This window comes from Streptomyces cucumeris (assembly GCF_024295805.1).
GTDB classification, from domain to species: domain Bacteria; phylum Actinomycetota; class Actinomycetes; order Streptomycetales; family Streptomycetaceae; genus Streptomyces; species Streptomyces cucumeris.
This window is the reverse complement of sequence record NZ_JANCLX010000006.1, coordinates 329,277-349,264: the sequence shown is the minus strand read 5'-3', so window position 1 is coordinate 349,264 and position 19,988 is coordinate 329,277. Positions and strand designations below refer to the sequence as shown.

At 74.4% G+C, this 19,988-nt stretch carries 1 protein-coding gene; it reads right to left on the bottom strand.

Features of this window, described 5'->3' with window-relative positions; all coding sequences use genetic code 11:
* Positions 1–10: 10 nt before the first annotated feature.
* Entirely contained in the window at positions 11–19,987 is a 19,977-nt protein-coding gene (locus NMK44_RS12260) for a non-ribosomal peptide synthase/polyketide synthase (RefSeq protein WP_254741613.1), read from the bottom strand.
* Position 19,988 lies beyond the last annotated feature (1 nt).

The following is a 19,988-nucleotide window of genomic DNA, read 5'->3' as shown; positions in this document are numbered from 1 at the left end:
CGTTCCTTGGTCATCCCTCGCCCCGGCAGTCCCGGGCGATCCGGCGCAGCGCGTCCGCGAAGTCCGAGGCCACCGCCGCCACCGTCGACCGCTCGTGCACGGCGGGGTGGTAGTACCAGGTGAAGCCGAGCCGGCCGTCCTGCACCGCGCCCACCACCTCCAGCAGATGGGATCCGCCCTGGCCCGGGGCGTGGTCCTGGCCGAAGGAGCCGTGTTCGGCGTGGAACAGACCGCCCTGGGCCTGCGAGGAGCGGGCGTCCCACTGGCCCAGGTAGTTGAAGACGATCTGCGGCCCCGGGCCGGTGCCGGTCAGCCGCTCCCGCACCTGTGGGGTGCCGAAGGTGCGCAGCGCCCCGTAGCCGAAGCCGTTGCCGGGTACCGTCCGCAACTGCCGCCGCACCGACTTGACCAGTCCGCGCCAGTCGGTCGCGGCGAGGTCGCCGCCCTCGCCCCCGCCGGGCACCTCGAAGGAGACCGGGTACATCGTGGTGAACCAGCCGACCGTACGGGAGAGATCGGCGCCCTCGACGATGTCCTCCCGGCCGTGGCCCTCGAGTTCGACGGCCACCCGGCCCCGCCCCGTCCAGCGCGCGAGCGCCAGTGCCAGCGCGGCCAGCAGCACGTCGTTGATCCGGGTGCGGTAGGCGGTGGGAGCCGAACGCAGCAGCGCCTCGGTGTCCGTCTCACCGACCTCGACCGGCACCGTGTCCTTCGCCGCGCCCGGGGTGTCGACGGTGTGGTCGACGGGCAGCGGCCGGGCCCCCAGCGCGGCGGCCCAGTGGTCGGTCTCGTGGTCCAGGCCGCCGTCGGCGACATGGGCGGCGAGCCCGGTGGCCCAGTCGCGGAACGAGGTCGTCTTCGGGCCGAGGTCCACCGGTTCGCCCCGGAGGGCCTGCTGGTACGCGGTGTCCAGGTCGTCCAGCACGATCCGCCAGGACACCCCGTCGATCACCAGGTGATGGGCGGTCAGGAAGAGGAAGGGACGCCGGGTGTCCCCGCGCCGGAACAGCGCCGCCTTCAGCAGCGGTCCCCGGTCCAGCGCGAAGCCCGCGTGAGCCGCGTCGGCCGCCTGCTCCATCGCCGCGTCGGCCTCCGCCGGTGGCAGTGCGGACAGATCGTGCCGGATCAGCACGGTGGCGGTGGGGTCGGGCCCCGGGTTCTCCTGCCGCCACTCCTCCGCGTCCCGTACGAAGCGCATCCGCAGCGCGTCATGGTGCGTCAGCAGGGCGGTGAGGGCCCGCTCCAGCGCCGCCTCGTCCGGATACTGGTGCAGTTCCAGCAGCGCGGACTGGTTGAAGTGGTGCGGATGGACGGTGTGGGTGGTGAAGAACCAGTCCTGGATCGGGGTGAGCGGAAGGGACCCGGTGACCGGCCCCGACCGCTCCGCGGCCCGCTCGGCCGTCACCACCTCCGCCAGCGCCGCCACCGTCTGATGGGTGAACAGGTCCTTGGTGGACATGTGCAGACCGGACTGCCGGGCCCGCGAGACCACCTGGATGGAGAGGATGGAGTCCCCGCCCAGGTCGAAGAAGTTGTCGTGGGCGCCGACCCGTTCAAGACCCAGGACATCTGCCCAGATCGCCGCGATCCGGCTCTCCAGGGGAGTGCGCGGCGCGAGATGTCCGGCGCCGGAGGAGGCCGGTGCCGGATCGGGATCCGGCAGCGCCCGCCGGTCCACCTTGCCGTTCGGGGTGAGCGGCAGGGCGTCCAGGGTGGCGTACGCCGAGGGCACCAGGTGGTCCGGCAGGATCCGGCCCAGGAAGTCACGCAGGGACGCGGCGGTGGGGGTGGCGCCCGGCGCCGGGACCACATAGCCGACCAGCCGCTTCAGACCCGAAGGGGATTCCGCCGCGGCGGAGGTGTCCCGGACCGCCACGACCGCCTCGCGCACCTCGGGGCTGCGCCGCAACGCGGCCTCCACCTCGCCGGGTTCGATACGGAACCCGCGCACCTTGACCTGGTCGTCCGCCCGGCCGAGGAACCGCAGGGTCCCGTCCGCCTCCCAGCGCACCACATCGCCGGTGCGGTACATCCGCCCGCCCGCGGGGCCGAAGGGATCGGCGGTGAACCGCGCGGCGGTCAGCCCTGCCCGGCCCAGATAGCCGCGCGCCAGTCCGGGGCCCGCCACATACAGCTCCCCGGCCACTCCGACCGGCACCGGGCGCAGCGCCTCGTCCAGGACGTAGGCACGGCTGCCGGGGATCGGACGGCCGATCGGGGGCGCCGGGGAACCGGCGGTCAGCGGCCCGGACCAGGTGCTCACCACCGTGGCCTCGGTCGGGCCGTAGGAGTTGACCATCCTGCGGCCGGGCGCCCAGCGGTCCACCAGCGCGGCCGTGCACGCGTCACCGCCGACGATCAGGGTGCGCAGCCCGGGCAGGTCCGTCTCCGGAACGGTGGCCAGGGCCGCCGGGGGGATCAGGGCGTGGGTGATCCGCTGGTCCCGGAGGACCCCGGCCAGCCGGTCGCCCAGCAGCGGGCCCTCGTCCGCGACCACCAGGGTGGCCCCGCAGGTCAGCGCGGCGCACAGCTCCAGGACGGAGGCGTCGAAGCTGGGCGAGGCGAACTGGAGCACCCGGTCCCCGGCGCGGACCTCGTAGTGCGCGGTGACCGCGGCCGAGAAGTTCGCAAGACCGGTGTGGGCGACCACCACGGCCTTGGGCACCCCGGTGGATCCGGAGGTGTAGATGATGTACGCCGGGTGGTCCGGTGTCAGCTGCGCCGTGTCCGGCGGGTCCGCCGGACCCTCCTCGACCCAGACCGACGCGGGGTCGTCCAGCACCACCGCGGGTGCGGCGTCCCGGAGCATGAACGCCTTCCGCTCCTCGGGGTAGGCCGGGTCGACGGGCAGGAACGCACCGCCCGCCTTCACCACGGCAAGCTGGGCCACCACCATTTCCACCGACCGCGGCAGCACCAGCGCGACGAGCCGCTCCGGGCCCACGCCCCGCCCGGCCAGCCGGTGGGCCAGCCGGTTCGCCGCCGAGTCCAGCGCGGCGTAGCTGAGTTCACCTGCCGGGTGCCGGACGGCCGTGGCCTCCGGCGCCGCCGCCACCTGCCGTGCGAACAGCTCGGGCAGGGTGGCGGGCGGCACCGGCCGTCCGGTGTCGTTCCACTCCACCAGGGTGCGCCGCAGCTCCTCCGCGGTGGTCAGCGGCAGTGCGCCCACCGGCCGGTCTGGATTCTCGGCGATCCCGGTGAGCAGGGACGTCAGGGCGCCCGCCATCCGCTCGGCGGTCGGGGTGTCGAACAGATCGGTGTTGTACCCGATCAGTCCGCGCAGCGCGCCGTCCGCCCCCTCGGCGAACTCCAGGGTGAGGTCGAAGCTGGCGGTGTGCACATCGAGTTCGACGTCCTCCAGCGTCAGACCGGGCAGCTCCATCGCCGGGGCGGGGATGTTCTGGAGGACCACCATCGCCTGGAACAGCGGTGTCCGGCTGGTGTCCCGCGCCGGCTGCACCTCGTCCACCACCCGCTCGAACGGCACGCTCTGATGCGCGAAGGCGTCCAGGACCGTGCCGCGCACCTCGGTCAGGAAGTCGCCGTACCCACGCCGGGGGTCCACCGTGGACCGCAGCACCAGGGTGTTGACGAAGAACCCGATCAGCCGCTCCACCTCGGTGCGGTCCCGGCCCGAGGTCACCGTGCCCACGGCGATGTCCCGCTGCCCCGACAGCCGGGCCAGCAGGATCTGGGACGCCGCCACCAGGGTCATGAACAGGGTGGTGCCCCGGGCCCGGCCGTCGGCCTTCAGCCGTCCGGTCACGTCCACGGGCAGACGGAACTCCACCGTGGCGCCGTTGCGGGTCTGGACCGCCGGACGGGGCCGGTCGGTGGGCAGCTCCAGCGGTGGCACCCCGGCCAACTGATGCTTCCAGTAGGCGAGTTCCTCCTCGGCATGCGGTCCGGCCAGTTCGGCGCGCTGCCAGGACGCGTAGTCCGGGTACCCGACCGGCAGCGGCGGCAGGGCGGCGGGCTCCCCGGTCAGCTCCGCCCGGTACAGCTCCCGCAGATCGCCGGTGAGCACCCCGGTGGACCAGCCGTCCGTGATGATGTGGTGCAGCGTCAGGGCGAGGACATGGTCGTGGGCGTCCATCCGGATCAGCGCCACGCGCAGCAGCGGACCGCGCCGCAGGTCGAACGGGCGGGCCCGCTCGTACGCCAGCAGCTCCGCCAGTTCGGCCTTGCGCGCCTCGTCGGCCAGCGACGACAGATCGGTGGGGTCGAGCCGGACCTCGGCCGGCGGGTGCACGATCTGTGTGCCCCGGCCGTCCACCGCGTCGAAGGTGGTCCGCAGCGACTCGTGCCGGGCGACCAGGGCGGTCAGCGCCCGGCCCAGCGCCCCGAGGTCGAGCTCCCCGCGCATCCGCAGCGCCAGCGGGGTGATGTACTCCGCGCTGTCCGGTTCGAAGGAGTCCAGGAACCACAGACGCTGCTGGGGATACGACAGCGGCAGCTCCCCGTCCCGGCGCACCGACACCATCGGGGTGGGCCGCCGTCCGGTGCGGGCCTCGGGCGCGCCGAGGGCCGCGGCGAGCGCGGCGACGGTCGGATGCGTGAACACCATCCGGGGCGACAGTTCCCGGCCGAACGCCTCCCGCAGCCGGGAGGTGAGCCGGATGCTGAGGATCGAATCACCGCCCAGCGCGAAGAAGTCGTCCTCGGCGCCGACCCGTTCCACCCCCAGCACCTCGGCCCAGACCTCCGCCGTCACCCGCTCCGCCGCACCGCGCGGCTCCCGTGAGGGAACACCGCCCGCGGCCGGGGCCGGGGCGGGCAGCGCACCGCGGTCCACCTTGCCGTTGCGGCTCAGCGGCAGCGCTGCGAGGGTCACCACGGCCGACGGCACCATGTAGTCGGGCAGCCGCTCCGCGGCGTGGGAGCGCAGGAGCTCACCGTCCACCGCGCCGCCGTCCGGCGCCACCACATACGCCACCAGCCGCTTCGCGCCCGGCCGGTCCTCCCGGGCCACCACCGCCGCGTCGGCCACGTCCGGGCGGGCGGTCAGGACCGCCTCGATCTCACCGGGCTCGATCCGGAAACCCCGCACCTTCACCTGGTCGTCGGCGCGTCCGGCGAACTCCACCGCACCGTCCGGCCGGCGCCGCGCCAGGTCCCCGGTGCGGTACATCCGCTCGCCGGGCGGCCCGTAGGGGTCGGCCACGAACGACGCGGCGGTCGTGCCGGGCCGGTCCAGATAGCCACGGGCCACGCCCTCCCCGGCCACGTACAGCTCGCCGACCACACCGGGGGGCACGATCCGCAGCCGTGCGTCCAGTACATGGACCCGGGTGTGGTCCAGCGGACGGCCGATAGGCACGATCTCCGGCACCGTGTCCGCCCCGGACATCGCGAAGGACGTGGCGAACGTCGTGGTCTCCGTCGGCCCGTAGCCGTCCACCACGGTCAGCCCGGGGCACCGGGCCAGCACCCGGCGCACCGAGGCGGCGGGCACCACGTCACCACCGGTCCACACCTCGCGCAGCCCCGCGAAACAGTCCGGGGCGTCCTGGGCCAGCAGCCGGAACAGCCCGGCGGTCAGCCACAGACCCGTCACCCCGTGCGCGGCCACCAGCGTCCGCAAGCCCCCGGCGTCCAGTTCGCCCGGCGGTGCCACGACCACCTGTCCGCCGCGCAGCAGCGGCACCCACACCTCGTAGGTGGCGGCGTCGAACGCCACCGGCGAATGCAGCGGCACCCGCTGGTGTCCGACGCCGTCGAAACCACGGTGGCGGGCGAGCGCCACCACATCGCGGTGGCGCACCCCCACCGCCTTCGGCTCCCCGGTCGATCCGGAGGTGAACATCACGTACGCCAGCTGATCCCGGTGGGCCGGGGCGGACGGCGGGGCCGGATCGGCGTCCCGCGCCGCCGCCACCTCGGCGGCGGTCAGTGTCACCGCCGCGCCCGCGCTCTCCAGCAGCGCCCGCCGCCGCTCACCCGGGGCCCGGGTGTCCACCGGTACGTACACCCCGCCCGCCTTGACCACCGCGAGCTGTGCCACGACCAGTTCGGCCGACCGGTCCATGAGCAGCCCGACCCGCTCCTCGGTCCGCACCCCGGACCGCACCAGCACCCCCGCCAGCCGGTCCGACCAGTCCTCCAGCGCGCGGTAGTCGAGGGTGGTGGCGCCGTCGGTGACCGCCACCGCGTCCGGGGTCAGCGCGGCCTGTGCGGTGAACGCCCCGGGGAGCGAGGTGGCGGGCGGCGGCGGGGCCGAGGTGTGCCACTGCGCCGCGGCCGCCCGGCGCTCCGGCCCGGTCAGCAGCTCCAGCGCGTCCACGGTGCCACCGGCGCCGTCGGCGATACCGGTCAGCAGGGTCCGCAGATGGCCCGCCGCCCGCTCCGCCGTGGAGGCGTCGAACAGCGCCGGGTCATAGGCGATGTCGAAGCCGAGCGTCTCGCCCAGATAGGCCCGCAGACACAGCGGGAAACTGGTGGAGTCCTCGGCCCGCACCTCGTGGAGGACGATCCCGGCCCCGGCCGCGGAGGACTCGTCGAAGGGGTAGTTCTCGAAGACCACCATGCTGTCGAAGAGCGCCTCACCCGGTGGCAGCGCGCTCAGCGCCTGGATCCGCGGCAGCGATACGAAGTCGAAGCGGCGGGAGTCGCTCTGGTGCTCCTGGAGCTCCCGCAGCCACGCCGCCACCTCCCGGCCGCCCTCCACCACGGCCCTGGTCGGCACCGTGTTGATGAACATGCCGACCATCGTCTCCACACCCGGCAGTTCGGCCGGACGGCCCGAGACGGTGGTGCCGAACACCACGTCGGACACCCCGCCGTAGCGGGACAGCAGCAGCGCCCATGCGCCCTGCACCACCGTGTTGACGGTCAGCCCGTGGCGGCGCGCGGTCTCCCGCAGCCGTGCGGACACCTCGCGGCTCAGCTCCAGCCGGGTCAGCTCACCGGAGTCGGCGCGGTGCGCCCCGGCCGGCTGCCGGTCGTACGGCAGCGGGGTGCGCGCGGTGAACCCCGCCAGCGCCTCCCGCCACCAGCCCTCGGCCCGCTCCTGGTCCTGTTCGCCCAGCCAGTGCAGGAAGTCCCGGAACGGACGGCGGGCGGGCGGCTGGGGTGTGCGGCCCTCGGTGAGCGCGGCGTAGCCCTCGCACACCTCGGCGAACACCTGGCCGGTGCTCCAGCCGTCCAGCATCACATGGTGCGAGGTCCACACCAGGGTGATCTCGTCGTCGGAGAGCCTGGCCAGCGCGATCCGGCTCAGCGGAGCCGCCGTCAGCTCCATCCCGGCCGCCCGGTCCTCGGCCAGCAGCCGCCGCAGCGCCGCCTCCCGCGCCGCCGGGGACAGTTCCCGCCAGTCGTGGTGCGCCACTGGCAGCACCGCCTCGCGGTACACCACCTGCACCGGGGCGGCCAGCCCCTGCCAGCGCACCGCGCTGCGCAGCACCGGCGTCCGGTCCACCACGGCCTGCCAGGCGGCGGCGAAGGCGTGCGGATCGCTGATCCCGCCGATGCGCAGCGCCATCTGGTCGACGTAGGCGCCACCGCCCTCGCCGGTGTCCGTCTCCACCAGCCCGTGGAAGACCATCCCGGACTGCAGCGGCGTCAGCGGACAGATGTCCTCCACCGCGGCGCCGTCGCCCGCGAGCAGATCCACCTGGCGCTGGTCCAGCCCGGCGAGCGGGAAGTCGGACGGGGTGCGGCCGCCCGCACCGGGCGTGGCGCAGTGCTCCACGATCTCCCGCAGCGCGGCCATCACGCCATCGGCCAGCCCCCGCACCGTCGCCTCGTCGTACATCCGGGACGGATAGGTCCAGCCCAGCTCCAGCCGGCCGTCCTGGACCGCGCCGGTGATCTCCAGCAGACAGCCGCGGGTCTCCCCGTCCGGCGCCTCCCGGCCGGTCACCGGCAGCGTCTCGCGGCAGAGGCCGGACGCGGCGCCGCCGTCGGACACCTCCCAGCGGCCGTGGTAGTTGAAGGACACCTGTGGCTCCGGACCGGCGCGCAGCGCCCCGGCCCCGGACCCCTCCGCCGCGAGGTGGCGCAGCGCGCCGTAGCCCACACCGCGCCGCGGCACCGCCCGCAGCTGCTCCTTGACCGACCGCAGGGTGTCCCGCCAGTCGGCTTCGCCCGCCACGGTCAGCGCGAGCGGGAACTCGGCGGTGAACCAGCCGACCGCGCGCGACAGATCGATGTCGTCGAACAGATCCTCACGGCCGTGGCCCTCCATCCCGATCAGCACGGTGTCCCCACCGGTCCACCGGGCCAGGGTCCGGCCGAGGGCGCTGAGCAGCACATCGTTGATCCGGGTGTGGTACACCCCGGGGACGTCGCGCAGCAGCGCACCGGTCTCGGCCCGCCCGAGGACGGCGGTCACCGTGGCGGCGGTCTCCTGGGTGTTGACCCCGTCCCGGTCCACCGGCAGTGCGGTGGCCGGTGTCCGCGCGGTGCGCGTCCAGTACGCCCGCTCGTCGTCGAGGCTGCCGGAGCGTACGTGTTCCGCCAGCCGGGCCGCCCACTGGGCGCAGCCACTGCCCACCGGCGGGAGTCCGGGCGTGCCGCCGTCGGCCGCCTGCCGGTACGCGGTCTCCAGATCGCCCAGGAGGACGCGCCACGACACCCCGTCCACCACCAGGTGGTGGGCGGTGAGCAGCAGCTCGGGCGGCTGCTGGTGGCCGGCGGTGAACAGCAGCGCGCGCACCACCGCTCCCGCGCCGATGTCCAGACCGGTCCGGGCCCGGACGGTGGCCTCCCGCACCGCCTCCTCCCGCGCCTCGTCACCGAGTCCGGACAGGTCGTAGCGCTGGAACACCTCGTCGGGGGCCGTGGGAAGCACTTCCTGCCGCCACCGCCCGTCGGAGACGGTGAACCGGGTGCGAAGCGCGGGATGGTGGGTCACCAGGGCGTGTACCGCCCGCCGCAGCGCGGCCACATCGAGGTCATCGGTGAGCCGCAGCCGGTGGGTCATGGTGAAGTGGTGGGCCTCGCCGGGCCGCCGGTGTTCCAGATACGCCTGCTGGATCGGGGTCAGCGGTGCCGGCCCTGACGGTGCCGCGGCGGCCACGGGCCCCGGGGCGGCGAGCGCGACGGTGCCGACCGCGAGTTCCGCGACGGTCTGGTGGCGGAAGATGTCCTTGGAGGTCAGCCGCAGACCGGCCTGACGGGCCCGGGAGACGATCTGGATGCTGAGGATCGAATCGCCGCCCAGCGCGAAGAAGTTGTCCGCCACACCGACCCGGGGGACGCCCAGCACCTCGGCCCAGATCCGGGCCAGTTCGGCCTCGACCGGGGTGCGCGGCGCGGTGTACTCCCCGTCCTCGGACGGGAGCGGCGGTGCGGGCAGCGCCCGCCGGTCCACCTTCCCGCTGTCCGACCGCGGGATCCGCTCCAGGGCGACGAAGGCGGAGGGGACCATGTAGTCGGGCAGGGTCCGCTTCAGCCAGGCGCGCAAGGCCACCGGATCGCACGGAGATCCCGGCTCCCCGGCCACCAGATAGGCCACCAGCCGCCGGTGGCCGGTGTCCTCCCGGACCACCACCACGGTGTCCGCCACCGCCGGATGGTCGCGCAGCGCCGACTCGATCTCACCGGGCTCGATCCGGAAGCCACGGATCTTGACCTGCTCGTCGGTGCGGCCCAGGAACTCCAGCGTCCCGTCCGCGGTCCAGCGGGCCCGGTCGCCGGTGCGGTACATCCGGGTGCCGGGCGGACCGTACGGATCCGCCACGAACCGCTCCGCGGTGAGCCCGGGGCGGCCGTGGTAGCCACGGGCGATCTGGGCACCGGCCAGATGCAGTTCACCCGGTATCCCCGGTGGCACCGGCCGCAGCGCGCCGTCCAGGACATAGGCACGCAGATTGCGCCCGGGCCGCCCGATGAGCGGCCGGTCGCCGAGCCCGGACAGCGGTCCGTACACCGCGTCCACCGTGCACTCGGTGGGTCCGTAGAAGTTGTACGCGGCCGTCTCCGGCAGGGCGCGCAGCTCCCGCCACAGCGCCGGGTCCAGGGCCTCACCGCCCACCATCACCACGCGCGGGTGGTGATGTCCCGGAGTGAACAGTCCGGCGGCCACCAGCTCGTGCAGATAGGACGGGGTGAGGTCGAGGAAGTCCAGTTCGCGGCCGCGGATCAGCTCCACCAGCGCGGCCGGGTCGAGCCGTTCGGCATCGCCGATCAGATGCACCTCCTGGCCCAGGGCCAGCATCAGCGGGCCCTCCCAGGAGGTGTCGAAGGAGAACGCGGCGGTGAGCGCGGTACGCATCGGGCGGCCGCCCGCGGCGGTGTGCGGCTCGACCAGTGCGGTCCGGTGGTCATGGCAGAGATTGACCAGCTGGCGGTGTTCCACGGCCACGCCCTTGGGGCGGCCGGTGGAGCCCGAGGTGTAGTTGAGGTACGCGGTGTGCTCCGGGCGCAGCGGGGCCCGCCGGTCGCCGTCCGCCGGATCGGTGGCGGGCAGTCCGTCGAGGGACGCGGTGGCCAGGCTCTCCGGGGTGAGGACCACCTCCGGGCCCGCGTCCCCGAGCAGGAACCGCAGCCGCTCCTCGGGCAGTTCGGGGTCCAGATACAGATAGGTCCCGCCCGCCTTGAGGACGGCGAGCAGCGCCACCGGCAGCGCGGAGGTGCGCGGCAGCCGGACCGCGACCACCGTCTCCGGGGCGACCCCGAGGCCGATCAGATGGTGGGCCAGCCGGTTGGCGCGGGCGTTGAGCTCCGCGAAGTCGTACGCCGCGTCCTCGGCCACCAGCGCGGTGGCGTGCGGGGTCCGGGCCGCCTGCTCCTCGAACAGCCGGGGGAAGGTGGTGTCCGGCACCGGGAGCGCGGTGGCGTTCCACTCCTCCAGCACCGTGTGGCGCTCATTCTCCGAGAGCAGCGGCAGTTCGCCCACCGTGCGCTCCGGGTCCCGTGCCACCGCCGCCAGCAGCAGCCGCAGCGATGCGCACATCCGCTCCACGGTCTCCCGGTCGAACAGATCGGTGCTGTACTCCACGAACGCGGTGACGGTGTCCCCGTGCTCCACGAAGTCGATCCCGAGGTCGAACCCCGTGGTGCGGCCGGGCATCCGGACGGCCTCCACGCTCAGACCGGGCAGCCGCGGCACCTCGCCGCCCAGGTTGTGCAGGGCCACCATCACCTGGAACAGCGGGCTGCGGCTGGTGTCCCGCTCCGGCTGGAGCTCGTCCACGATCCGCTCGAACGGCACGTCCTGGTGGGCGAAGGCGTCCAGCACGGTGGCGCGCACCTCGGCCAGCAGCTCCGGGAACGGCCGGTCGGCGCGCACCCGGTTCCGCAGCACCAGGGTGTGCACGAACATGCCCACCAGGTGTTCCAGTTCGGGCCGCTCCCGGCCGGAGGTCACCGTGCCGACGGTGATGTCCTCCTGTCCCGACCAGCGGGCGAACAGCACCTGGCAGGTGGCGAGGAGAGCGGTGAACAGGGTGCCGTCCGCGCGGCGGCCGGTCTCCCGCAACCCCGCCACCAGCTCCGCGTCCAGGGCGAACTCCAGCAGCGCCCCGTTCCGGGTCTGGACCGGCGGCCTGGGGCGGTCGGTCGGCAGCTCCAGCGGGACCAGCCCTGCCAGCCGCTCCCGCCAGTGCGCCAGCTGCGGCTCCACCAGCGCGGCCCCGCCGTCCGGATCGCGCTGCCAGGCCGCGTAGTCGGCGTAACCGATGGGCAGTGCGGGCAGTGCGGCGGGCCGTCCGGCCAGCGCCGCCGCGTACAGCTCGGTCAGATCGGTGCCGATGACGGCGGTGGACCAGCCGTCCGTGACGATGTGATGCATCGTCAGGGTGAGGATGTGCTCGGTGTCCGCCAGCCGGATCAGGGATGCCCGCAGCGGGGGTCCGGTGCGCAGGTCGACAGGGGTCGTGGTCTCCCGCGCCAGCAGCTCCTCCAGCTCCCGCGCACGCCCGGCCCCGTCCCTCCCGCTCAGGTCGCGCAGCGGCAGCTCCACCCGGTAGGGCTCCCGCACCCGCTGCACACCGCGCCCGTCCACCTCGGCGAAGGTGGTGCGCAGCGGTTCGTGCCGGGCCACCAGCCCGTCCAGCGCGGCGCCCAGCGCGGTGGTGTCCAGCTCTCCGCGCAGCCGCAGTCCGAACGGGGTGAGGTACTCGGTGCCGTCGTCGTCGAAGGAGTCGAGGAACCAAAGCCGTTGCTGAGCGAAGGACAGCGGCAGATCCCCGCCGCGCGGGACGGCCGGGATGGCCCGCCCGGCCTCCGCCGCGGCGGGCGCGGTGAGCGCGGCGGCCAGGGCGGCCACCGTGGCATGGGTGAACAGGGCGCGCGGGGACACCTCGGTGCCGAAGGCCGTCCGCAGCCGGGAGGCCACCCGGATCGCCAGGATCGAATCCCCGCCCAGCGCGAAGAAGTTGTCCTCCGCGCCGACCTCCGTGACACCCAGCACCTCGGCCAGCGCCCCGGCCACCGTCCGTTCGGCCGGGGTGCGCGGGGCGATGCGCTCCCCGCTGGTGGCGAAGCCCTCCGCGCCGGGCGCGGGCAGCGCCGCCCGGTCCAGTTTGCCGTTGACGGTCAGCGGCAGCGCGTCCAGCGGGACGTACGCGGCCGGGACCATATGCGCGGGCAGGGTACGGCCGAGCGCCTCGCGCAGCTCGGCGGCGGACGGCCGGGCGGACTGCTCCGCCGCCACCGTGTACGCCACCAGCCGTCGCACCCCGGGCTGGTCCTCGCGTACGGTCACCACCGCGTCGGCCACGTCCGGACGGGCGGTCAGGGCCGCCTCGATCTCACCGGGCTCGATCCGGAAGCCACGGATCTTCACCTGGTGGTCGGCGCGGCCCAGGTACTCCAAGGTGCCGTCCGCGGTCCACCGCGCCCGGTCGCCGGTGCGGTACATCCGGGTGCCGGGCGGACCGAACGGGTCCGCGACGAAACGGGACGCGGTCAGCCCCGGGCGGCGCAGATAGCCGCGGGCCAGCCCCGCCCCGGCCACGTACAGCTCACCTGCCGCACCCGGCGGCACCGGTTCCAGACCCTCGTCGAGCACATACACCCGCAGATCGGGGATGCCGGTGCCGATCCCGCTGCCGGTGGCGCGGGCCGCGCCCGCCCGGTCCAGCGCGGTGTGGGTGACATGGACGGTGGTCTCGGTGATGCCGTACATGTTGACCAGCACCGGCGCGGTGTCGCCGTGGCGCGCGTACCAGCCCGCAAGCCGCCGGGGGTCCAGCGCCTCACCGCCGAACACCACGGTGCGCAGGGCCAGTTCGGTGCCCGGACGTTCCTCGTCGGCACGCGCCAGCGCGGCGAACGCCGAGGGTGTCTGGCTGAGGACGGTGACCCGCTCCTCGGCCAGCAGCCGCAGGAACTCCTCCGGGGAGCGCGAGACGGCGTAGGGCACCACCACGAGCCGTCCGCCGTGCAGCAGCGGGCCCCAGATCTCCCACACCGAGAAGTCGAAGGCATAGGAGTGGAACATCGTCCACACATCGTCCGGGCCGAAGCCGAACCAGGGGTCGGTGGCGGTGAACAGCCGCACCACGTTGCGGTGCGGCACCACCACGCCCTTCGGCAGTCCGGTCGAGCCGGAGGTGTAGATGGCGTAGGCGGGGCTGTCCGGCAGCGGTCCGCACCCGGCCGGGACGGTGGCGGGACGGCCCGCCAGGTCCCCGGACACCGCCGGGTCGTCCAGGCACAGCGCCGCCACCTCCCCGGCACACCGTGGCGCCAGCTCCCGGGTGGTCACCACCAGCACCGGTGCGGTGTCGGCGAGCAGATGCGCGATCCGGGCGGCGGGCAGATCGGGGTCCACCGGCAGATAGGCCGCACCCGTCTTCAGCACCGCCACGATGGTCACGACCATGTCGAGTGACCGGGGGAGCGCCAGCGCCACATACCGCTCCCGGCCGGCGCCCTCGGCGACCAGCCGGTGGGCCAGCCGTCCGGACCGCGCGTCGAGTTCGGCGTAGGACAGTGCCTCCCCGGCGCAGCCGACGGCGATGGTACCGGGGGTGCGGGCCACCTGCTCGGCGAACGCCTCCACCACGGTCCGCTCGGGTGACGGCCACCGTGCGGTGTCCCCTCCGGCCCATGCGCCCACCAGCCGGGCGCGCTCCGCGTCGGTGGTCCACGGCAGCGCCCGCAAGGGGCGGGCCGGGTCGGCCGCCATCTGCCGGAGCAGCAGACACAGCCGGTCGGCGAGGTCGGCCGCGGTCCGCTCGTCGAACAGACCGGGGTCGTAGCCCAGGTCGAAGCCGAGCCGGTCGGACAGATGGGCCCGCAGGCTCAGCGGAAAGTTGGTGGCGTCGGTCGACCGCACCTCGGCGATCCGCAGACCCGCCTCGCGCGCCGAGGAGTCGTCGAACGGGTAGTTCTCGAAGGCCACCATGCTGTCGAAGAGCGCGGTGCCCGCCGGGAGCTCGCTCCAGCCGGTGAGCTGGGCCAGCGAGACCGCCTCGTACCGCCGTGACCCGGCCTGCGCCATCTGGAGCTCCCGCAGCCACTCCACGGTGTTGCGGGTCCCGTCCACCCGGACCCGGGTGGGCAGGGTGTTGATGAACATGCCCACCATCGCCTCCACCCCGGCCAGTTCGGCCGGGCGGCCCGAGACGGTGGTGCCGAAGACCACGTCCCGCTCACCGCTGTACCGCGACAGCAGCAGCGCCCAGGCGCCCTGCACCAGGGTGTTGACGGTGAGCCCGTGGCTCTGCGCGGTACGGCGCAGCTCGTCCGAGGCGTCCTTGCCAAGTGCAACCGACAGGGTGGCGGAGGACCGGGCCCCGTGCGACTCCAGGGGACCGCGGTCCCAGGGCAGCGGGGTGGGCGCGGTGAAGCCCGCGAGCAGCGCACGCCAGTGTTCCCGCGCCTCCGCCTCGTCCTGGCCGTCCAGCCACTGGAGGTAGTCGCGGAACGGACGGCGGGAGGGCAGGACGGGGCGGTCGCCCCGGACCCCCGCGGCATACCGCTCGCACACCTCGGTGAACACCTGCGCCAGGCTCCAGCCGTCCAGGACCAGATGGTGCGAGGTCCAGATCAGTGCCACCCGGTCGTCGGTGAGCCGGGCCAGCGTCAGCCGCATCAGCGGTGGCGCGCTCAGCTCGACACCGTGCGCCAGGTCCTCGGCCCGGACCCGCTCCAGCTCCTCCTCGCGTCGCTCCCCGGACAGCGCGCGCCAGTCGGTGTGGGTCACTGGGACGTCCACCCGCCGGTGGACGACCTGCACCGGCCGTTCGACGTCCTCCCACACCACACCGCCGCGCAGCACCGGGGTGCGGTCCACCGTCTCCTGCCAGGCAGCGGCGAACGCCCGCGGGTCGGCCACCCCGTCCAGGACCAGGGTGGCCTGGTCGAGGTAGACGTCCTCGGCGCCGCCGACCAGCCGGTGGAAGAGCATGCCCTCCTGGAGGGGGGTCAGCGGATGGATGTCCTCGATCGCGCGGCCGTCCCCGGCCAGCCGGTCCACGGCCGCCTGGTCCAGCCGGGCGAGCGGGAAGTCGGAGGGGGTACGGCCGCCGGCGTCCGGCCGTCCGCAGTGCCACACGATCTCCCGCAGCGCGCCGAGCATGGCCTCGGCCAGCCGACGCACCGTGGCGGCGTGATGCACCTGGTCGGAGTAGAGCCAGGTCAGCTCCAGTTCGCCGTCGGCCACCAGACCGGACACATCGAGTGCGTAGGTGGACGGCTCCCCGGCCGCGAGGTCCGGTCCCAGGCTCTCGCCGGTGAGGGTGAACCCGTCCTCGTCCCCGGAGGACTCCCACTGGCCGTGGTAGTTGAAGCACACCTCGGGCAGCGGCAGCCCGGCCAGCGCGCGGGCGGGGGAGCCGGGCGCGCCGAGGTGGGCCAGCGCCTCGAAGCTCAGCCCCCGGTGGGGCAGGGCGCGCAACTGCTCCTTGACCGACTTCAGCACCGCGCCCCAGTCCTGGCCGGGCAGGGTGAGCGCCACCGGGTACTGGGTGGTGAACCAGCCGACGGTCCGGGACAGGTCGACCGTCTCGTCGATCTCCTCCCGGCCGTGGCCCTCCATGGCCACCAGCACCCGGTCATCGCGCGTCCAGTCGGCCAGCACCCGCCCGAGCGCGCTCAACAGCACATCGTTGACCTGGGTGCGGTACACCCCGGGCACCCGGCGCAGCAGTGCGCCGGTGGTCTCCCGGTCCAGCCGCACCCGGACGGTACGGGTGGAGCCCGCGGTCGCCCGGCCCGGGAGGTCCACCGGGAGCGGGGCGCCGCCGGTACGGCCGACGCCCTCCCAGTACGGCAGCGCGCCGTCCAGTGCGCCACCGCGCACCTGGGCGGTGAGCCGGTGCGCCCAGCGGGTGAAGGGGGTTCCGGCCGCTTCGAGCCGTATCGGCTCCCCGGCGGCCGCCTGGCGGTAGGCGCCCTCCAGATCGCCGAGCAGGATGCGCCAGGAGACGCTGTCCACGGCGAGGTGGTGCGCGGTCAGGAACAGCCGCGGCCGGGCCCCGGCACCGCGCAGCAGCAGCGCGGCGCGCAGCAAGGAGCCGCTCGCCAGGTCGAGTCCGGCACGGGCGGCCCCGGCCGCCGCCTCCGCGGCGGTGTGCTCCTCCTCGCCGTCCAGCGCCGACAGGTCGTGGCGGCGCAGCAGGGGGCCGGACGCGGCGCCGTCGGTCCGCTGCCACCAGGTGTCCTCGGCGGCGGTGAACCGGGTGCGCAGGGCCGGATGGTGGGCCACCACGGCGTCCAGGGCAGCGGCGAGCGCGGTCTCGTCCAGGTCATGGGGCAGATCGGCCACCATGGACATGGTGAAGTGGCGCAGCGGACCGTGGGTGGCGAAGAACCAGTGCTGGATCGGGGTCAGCGGTGCGGGCCCGGTGTCGTCGGTGGGTCCGGTGTCCGTGGTGTCCGGCGCGCTGCGCTCGGCCACCGCGGCGGCGAGCTCGGCCACGGTCTGATGGAGGAAGACATCGCGTGAGGTGAGCCGCAGCCCGGCCTGGCGGGCCCGGGAGACGGTCTGGATGCTGAGGATCGAATCCCCGCCGAGCTCGAAGAAGTTGTCGGTGGCGCCCACCGGCCCGGCGCCGAGCACCTCGGCCCAGATCCGCGCGAGCTCCTTCTCCACCGGTGTGCGCGGCGGTACGTAGCCGTGCTCCCGCCGGTCCGCCTCGGCGCGGGGGGCGGGCAGGGCCCGCCGGTCCAGTTTGCCGCTGGTGGTCAGCGGCATGGTGGCCAGCGCGGTGAAGACCGCCGGGACCATATGGCCCGGCAGGGTCCGCCCCAGGGCGGCCCGCAACTCGGCGGCGGCCGGGGGCTCCCCGCCGGGCGACGGGACGTAGTACGCGGCCAGCCGGGCGTGGCCCCGGTCGTCGGCCACGGCGATGACGGCCGCCTCGGCCACGGACGGTACATCGAGCAACGCGGCCTCGATCTCGCCCGGTTCGATCCGGTGGCCGCGGATCTTCACCTGGTCGTCCACCCGGCCGAGGTAGTCCAGTTCCCCGTCGGCGGTCCAGCGGGCCAGATCGCCGGTGCGGTACATCCGGCTGCCGGGCGGCCCCCAGGGGTCGGCCATGAAGCGCTCCGCGGTCAGTCCGGGGCGGCGCACATAGCCGCGGGCGAGCTGCTCACCGGACAGATACAGCTCACCCGCCACGCCCACCGGCACCGGGCGGAGCCGGGCGTCCAGCACCTGCGCGCGCAGATTGCCCAGCGGCCGCCCCACCACCGGCCGCCCGGTCCCCGTGACGCGGGCGGAGAGCGCGTCGACCGCGCATTCGGTGGGGCCGTAGAAGTTGTAGGCGGTGGTGCCGTCCACCTCGGCCAGCTCGCGCCACAGCGCCTCGCCGACGGCCTCGCCGCCCAGCATCAGCACCCGCGGGCGGTGGCGGGAATCGCCGAGCAGTCCGGCCGGGAGGAGCTGGCGCAGATAGGAGGGGGTGAGATCGAGGAAGTCGACGCGGCGCTCGACGACCCGGCGGACCAGGGCGGCCGGATCCAGCCGGGTGGCCTCGTCGATCAGGTGCAGCTCATGGCCGTCGGCCATCAGCAGCAGGCCCTCCAGCGAGGTGTCGAAGGAGAACGAGGCGGTCAGCGCGGCACGCAGCCGTCCGCCACCTGCCTCGGCCACCAGTCCATGACGGTGGTTGACCAGCAGGTTCACCATCGCCCGATGGGACACCGCCACTCCCTTGGGGCGGCCGGTCGAACCGGAGGTGTAGATGATGTACGCCGCGCCGTCCGGGTGCGGGGCGGTGGTCCGGCCGGTGTCGGTCGCCGGCGCCTCGGCGGACAGCTCCCGCAGCGCGGCCTCGTCCAGCACCAGCGCCGGTTCCGCGTCGGCGACCAGGAATGCCAGGCGCTCCTCGGGGAGTTCGGGGTCGAGCGGCAGATAGACCCCGCCGGCCTTCAGGACGGCCAGGATCGCCACCACCACCTCGGCGGTGCGCGGCAGGCGCACCCCCACGACCCGCTCGGGGCCCACCCCGCGCCCGGTCAGCAGACGGGCCAGCCGGTCGGCGGCCGCGTCCAGCTCCGCGAAGGTGTACTCCGTCTCCCCGGCGACCAGGGCGATGGCCTCCGGGGTACGGGCCGCCTGTGCCGCGAACACCTCCGGGAACGTGGTCGGCCGGATCGCGCGGAGGGGACCGCGCCCGGCCTCGGTGACCCGGCGCCGCTCCTCGTCGGTCAGCAGCGGCACCTCCCGCAGCGGCCGCTCCGGCTCGGCCGTCACCCCGTCGAGCAGGGTCAGCAGATGGCCCGCCATCCGCTCGACGGTCGCCGCGTCGAACAGCTCGGTGCTGTACTCCAGCAGCCCCCGCAGCTCCCCGCCGTCCGCCCCGTCGTCCACGAACTCGACGCTGAGGTCGAAGGTCGAGGACCGCCGGGGCACCTCCACGCCCTCCGCCGTCAGCCCGGCGGGGCGGGGTGTGCTCCGCGGGGTGCTGTGCAGCAGCACCATCACATCGAACAGCGGGTTGCGGCCCGCGTCCCGGCGCGCCCCCACCGCCTCCACCAGCCGTTCGAAGGGGGTGTCGTCGTGTGCGAAGGCGTCCAGCACCAGGGCACCCGCGTCATCGAGGAGCTCCTGGAACGGGCGCGCGGTGTCCACCGCCGACCGCAGCACCACCGTGTTCACGAAGAAGCCGACGGCGCGCTCCAGTTCGGTACGGCTCCGCCCCGAGGTGACCGTGCCGATCGCGATGTCGTCCTGTCCCGACCAGCGGGCGAACAGCCCCTGGCAGACCGCCACCAGCGCGGCGAAGAGGGTGGTGCGCCGTTCGGTGGCCAGCCCCCGCAGCCGGGACGCGGTGGCCGCCGACACGGTGAAGGTGTGCACCGCGCCCGCCGAGGTGCGCACCGCGGGCCGCGGCCGGTCGGTGGGCAGCTCCAGCGGCACGGTGTCCTTCAGCCGCTCCGTCCAGTAGCCGAGCTGACGCTCCAGCGTCTCCCCGGACAGCCGGTCCCGCTGCCACACCGCGAAGTCCGGGTACTGCACCGGCACCGGCGGCAGCGGATCCGCGGACCCGGGAGTGGCCTCGGCGCCGTACAGCGCGCACAGCTCGTCGGTGAGGACCCCCATCGACCACCCGTCGGTGATGATGTGATGGGCCGTCAGCAGCAGGACGTGCGCCTCGTCGGCCACCCGGATCAGCAGCGCCCGCAGCAGCGGTCCGGTCCGCAGGTCGAACGGCCGGGAGTACTCCTGGAGCAGCAGCCGGTCCAGCTCCGCCGCGCCGTCCGCCGCACCGCCGAGGTCCGCCACCGACAGCGGCAGCGGGGCGGGTTCGGACACCACCTGTACGGGGCGGCCGCCGCTCTCCTCGAACGTGGTCCGCAGCGCCTCGTGCCGGGTCACCAGACCGTCCAGCGCCCGCGAGAGCGCCGGACGGTCCAGGACACCGGTCAGCCGCAGCGCCACCGCGCTGTTGTACCCCGCCTCGTCCGGCTGGAGGGTGTGCAGGAACCACAGGCGGGTCTGCGCGAAGGACAGCGGAAGCGGCCGGGCGCGGTCCGCGCGGGGGATCGCCTCGGCGCGTCCGGCCCTGCCCGCCAGCCGGCGCCGCAGCGCCTCCTGCAGCTCCTCCGGCAGGGCGGCGGCGCGGCTCTTCCTCGAAGACGTCATC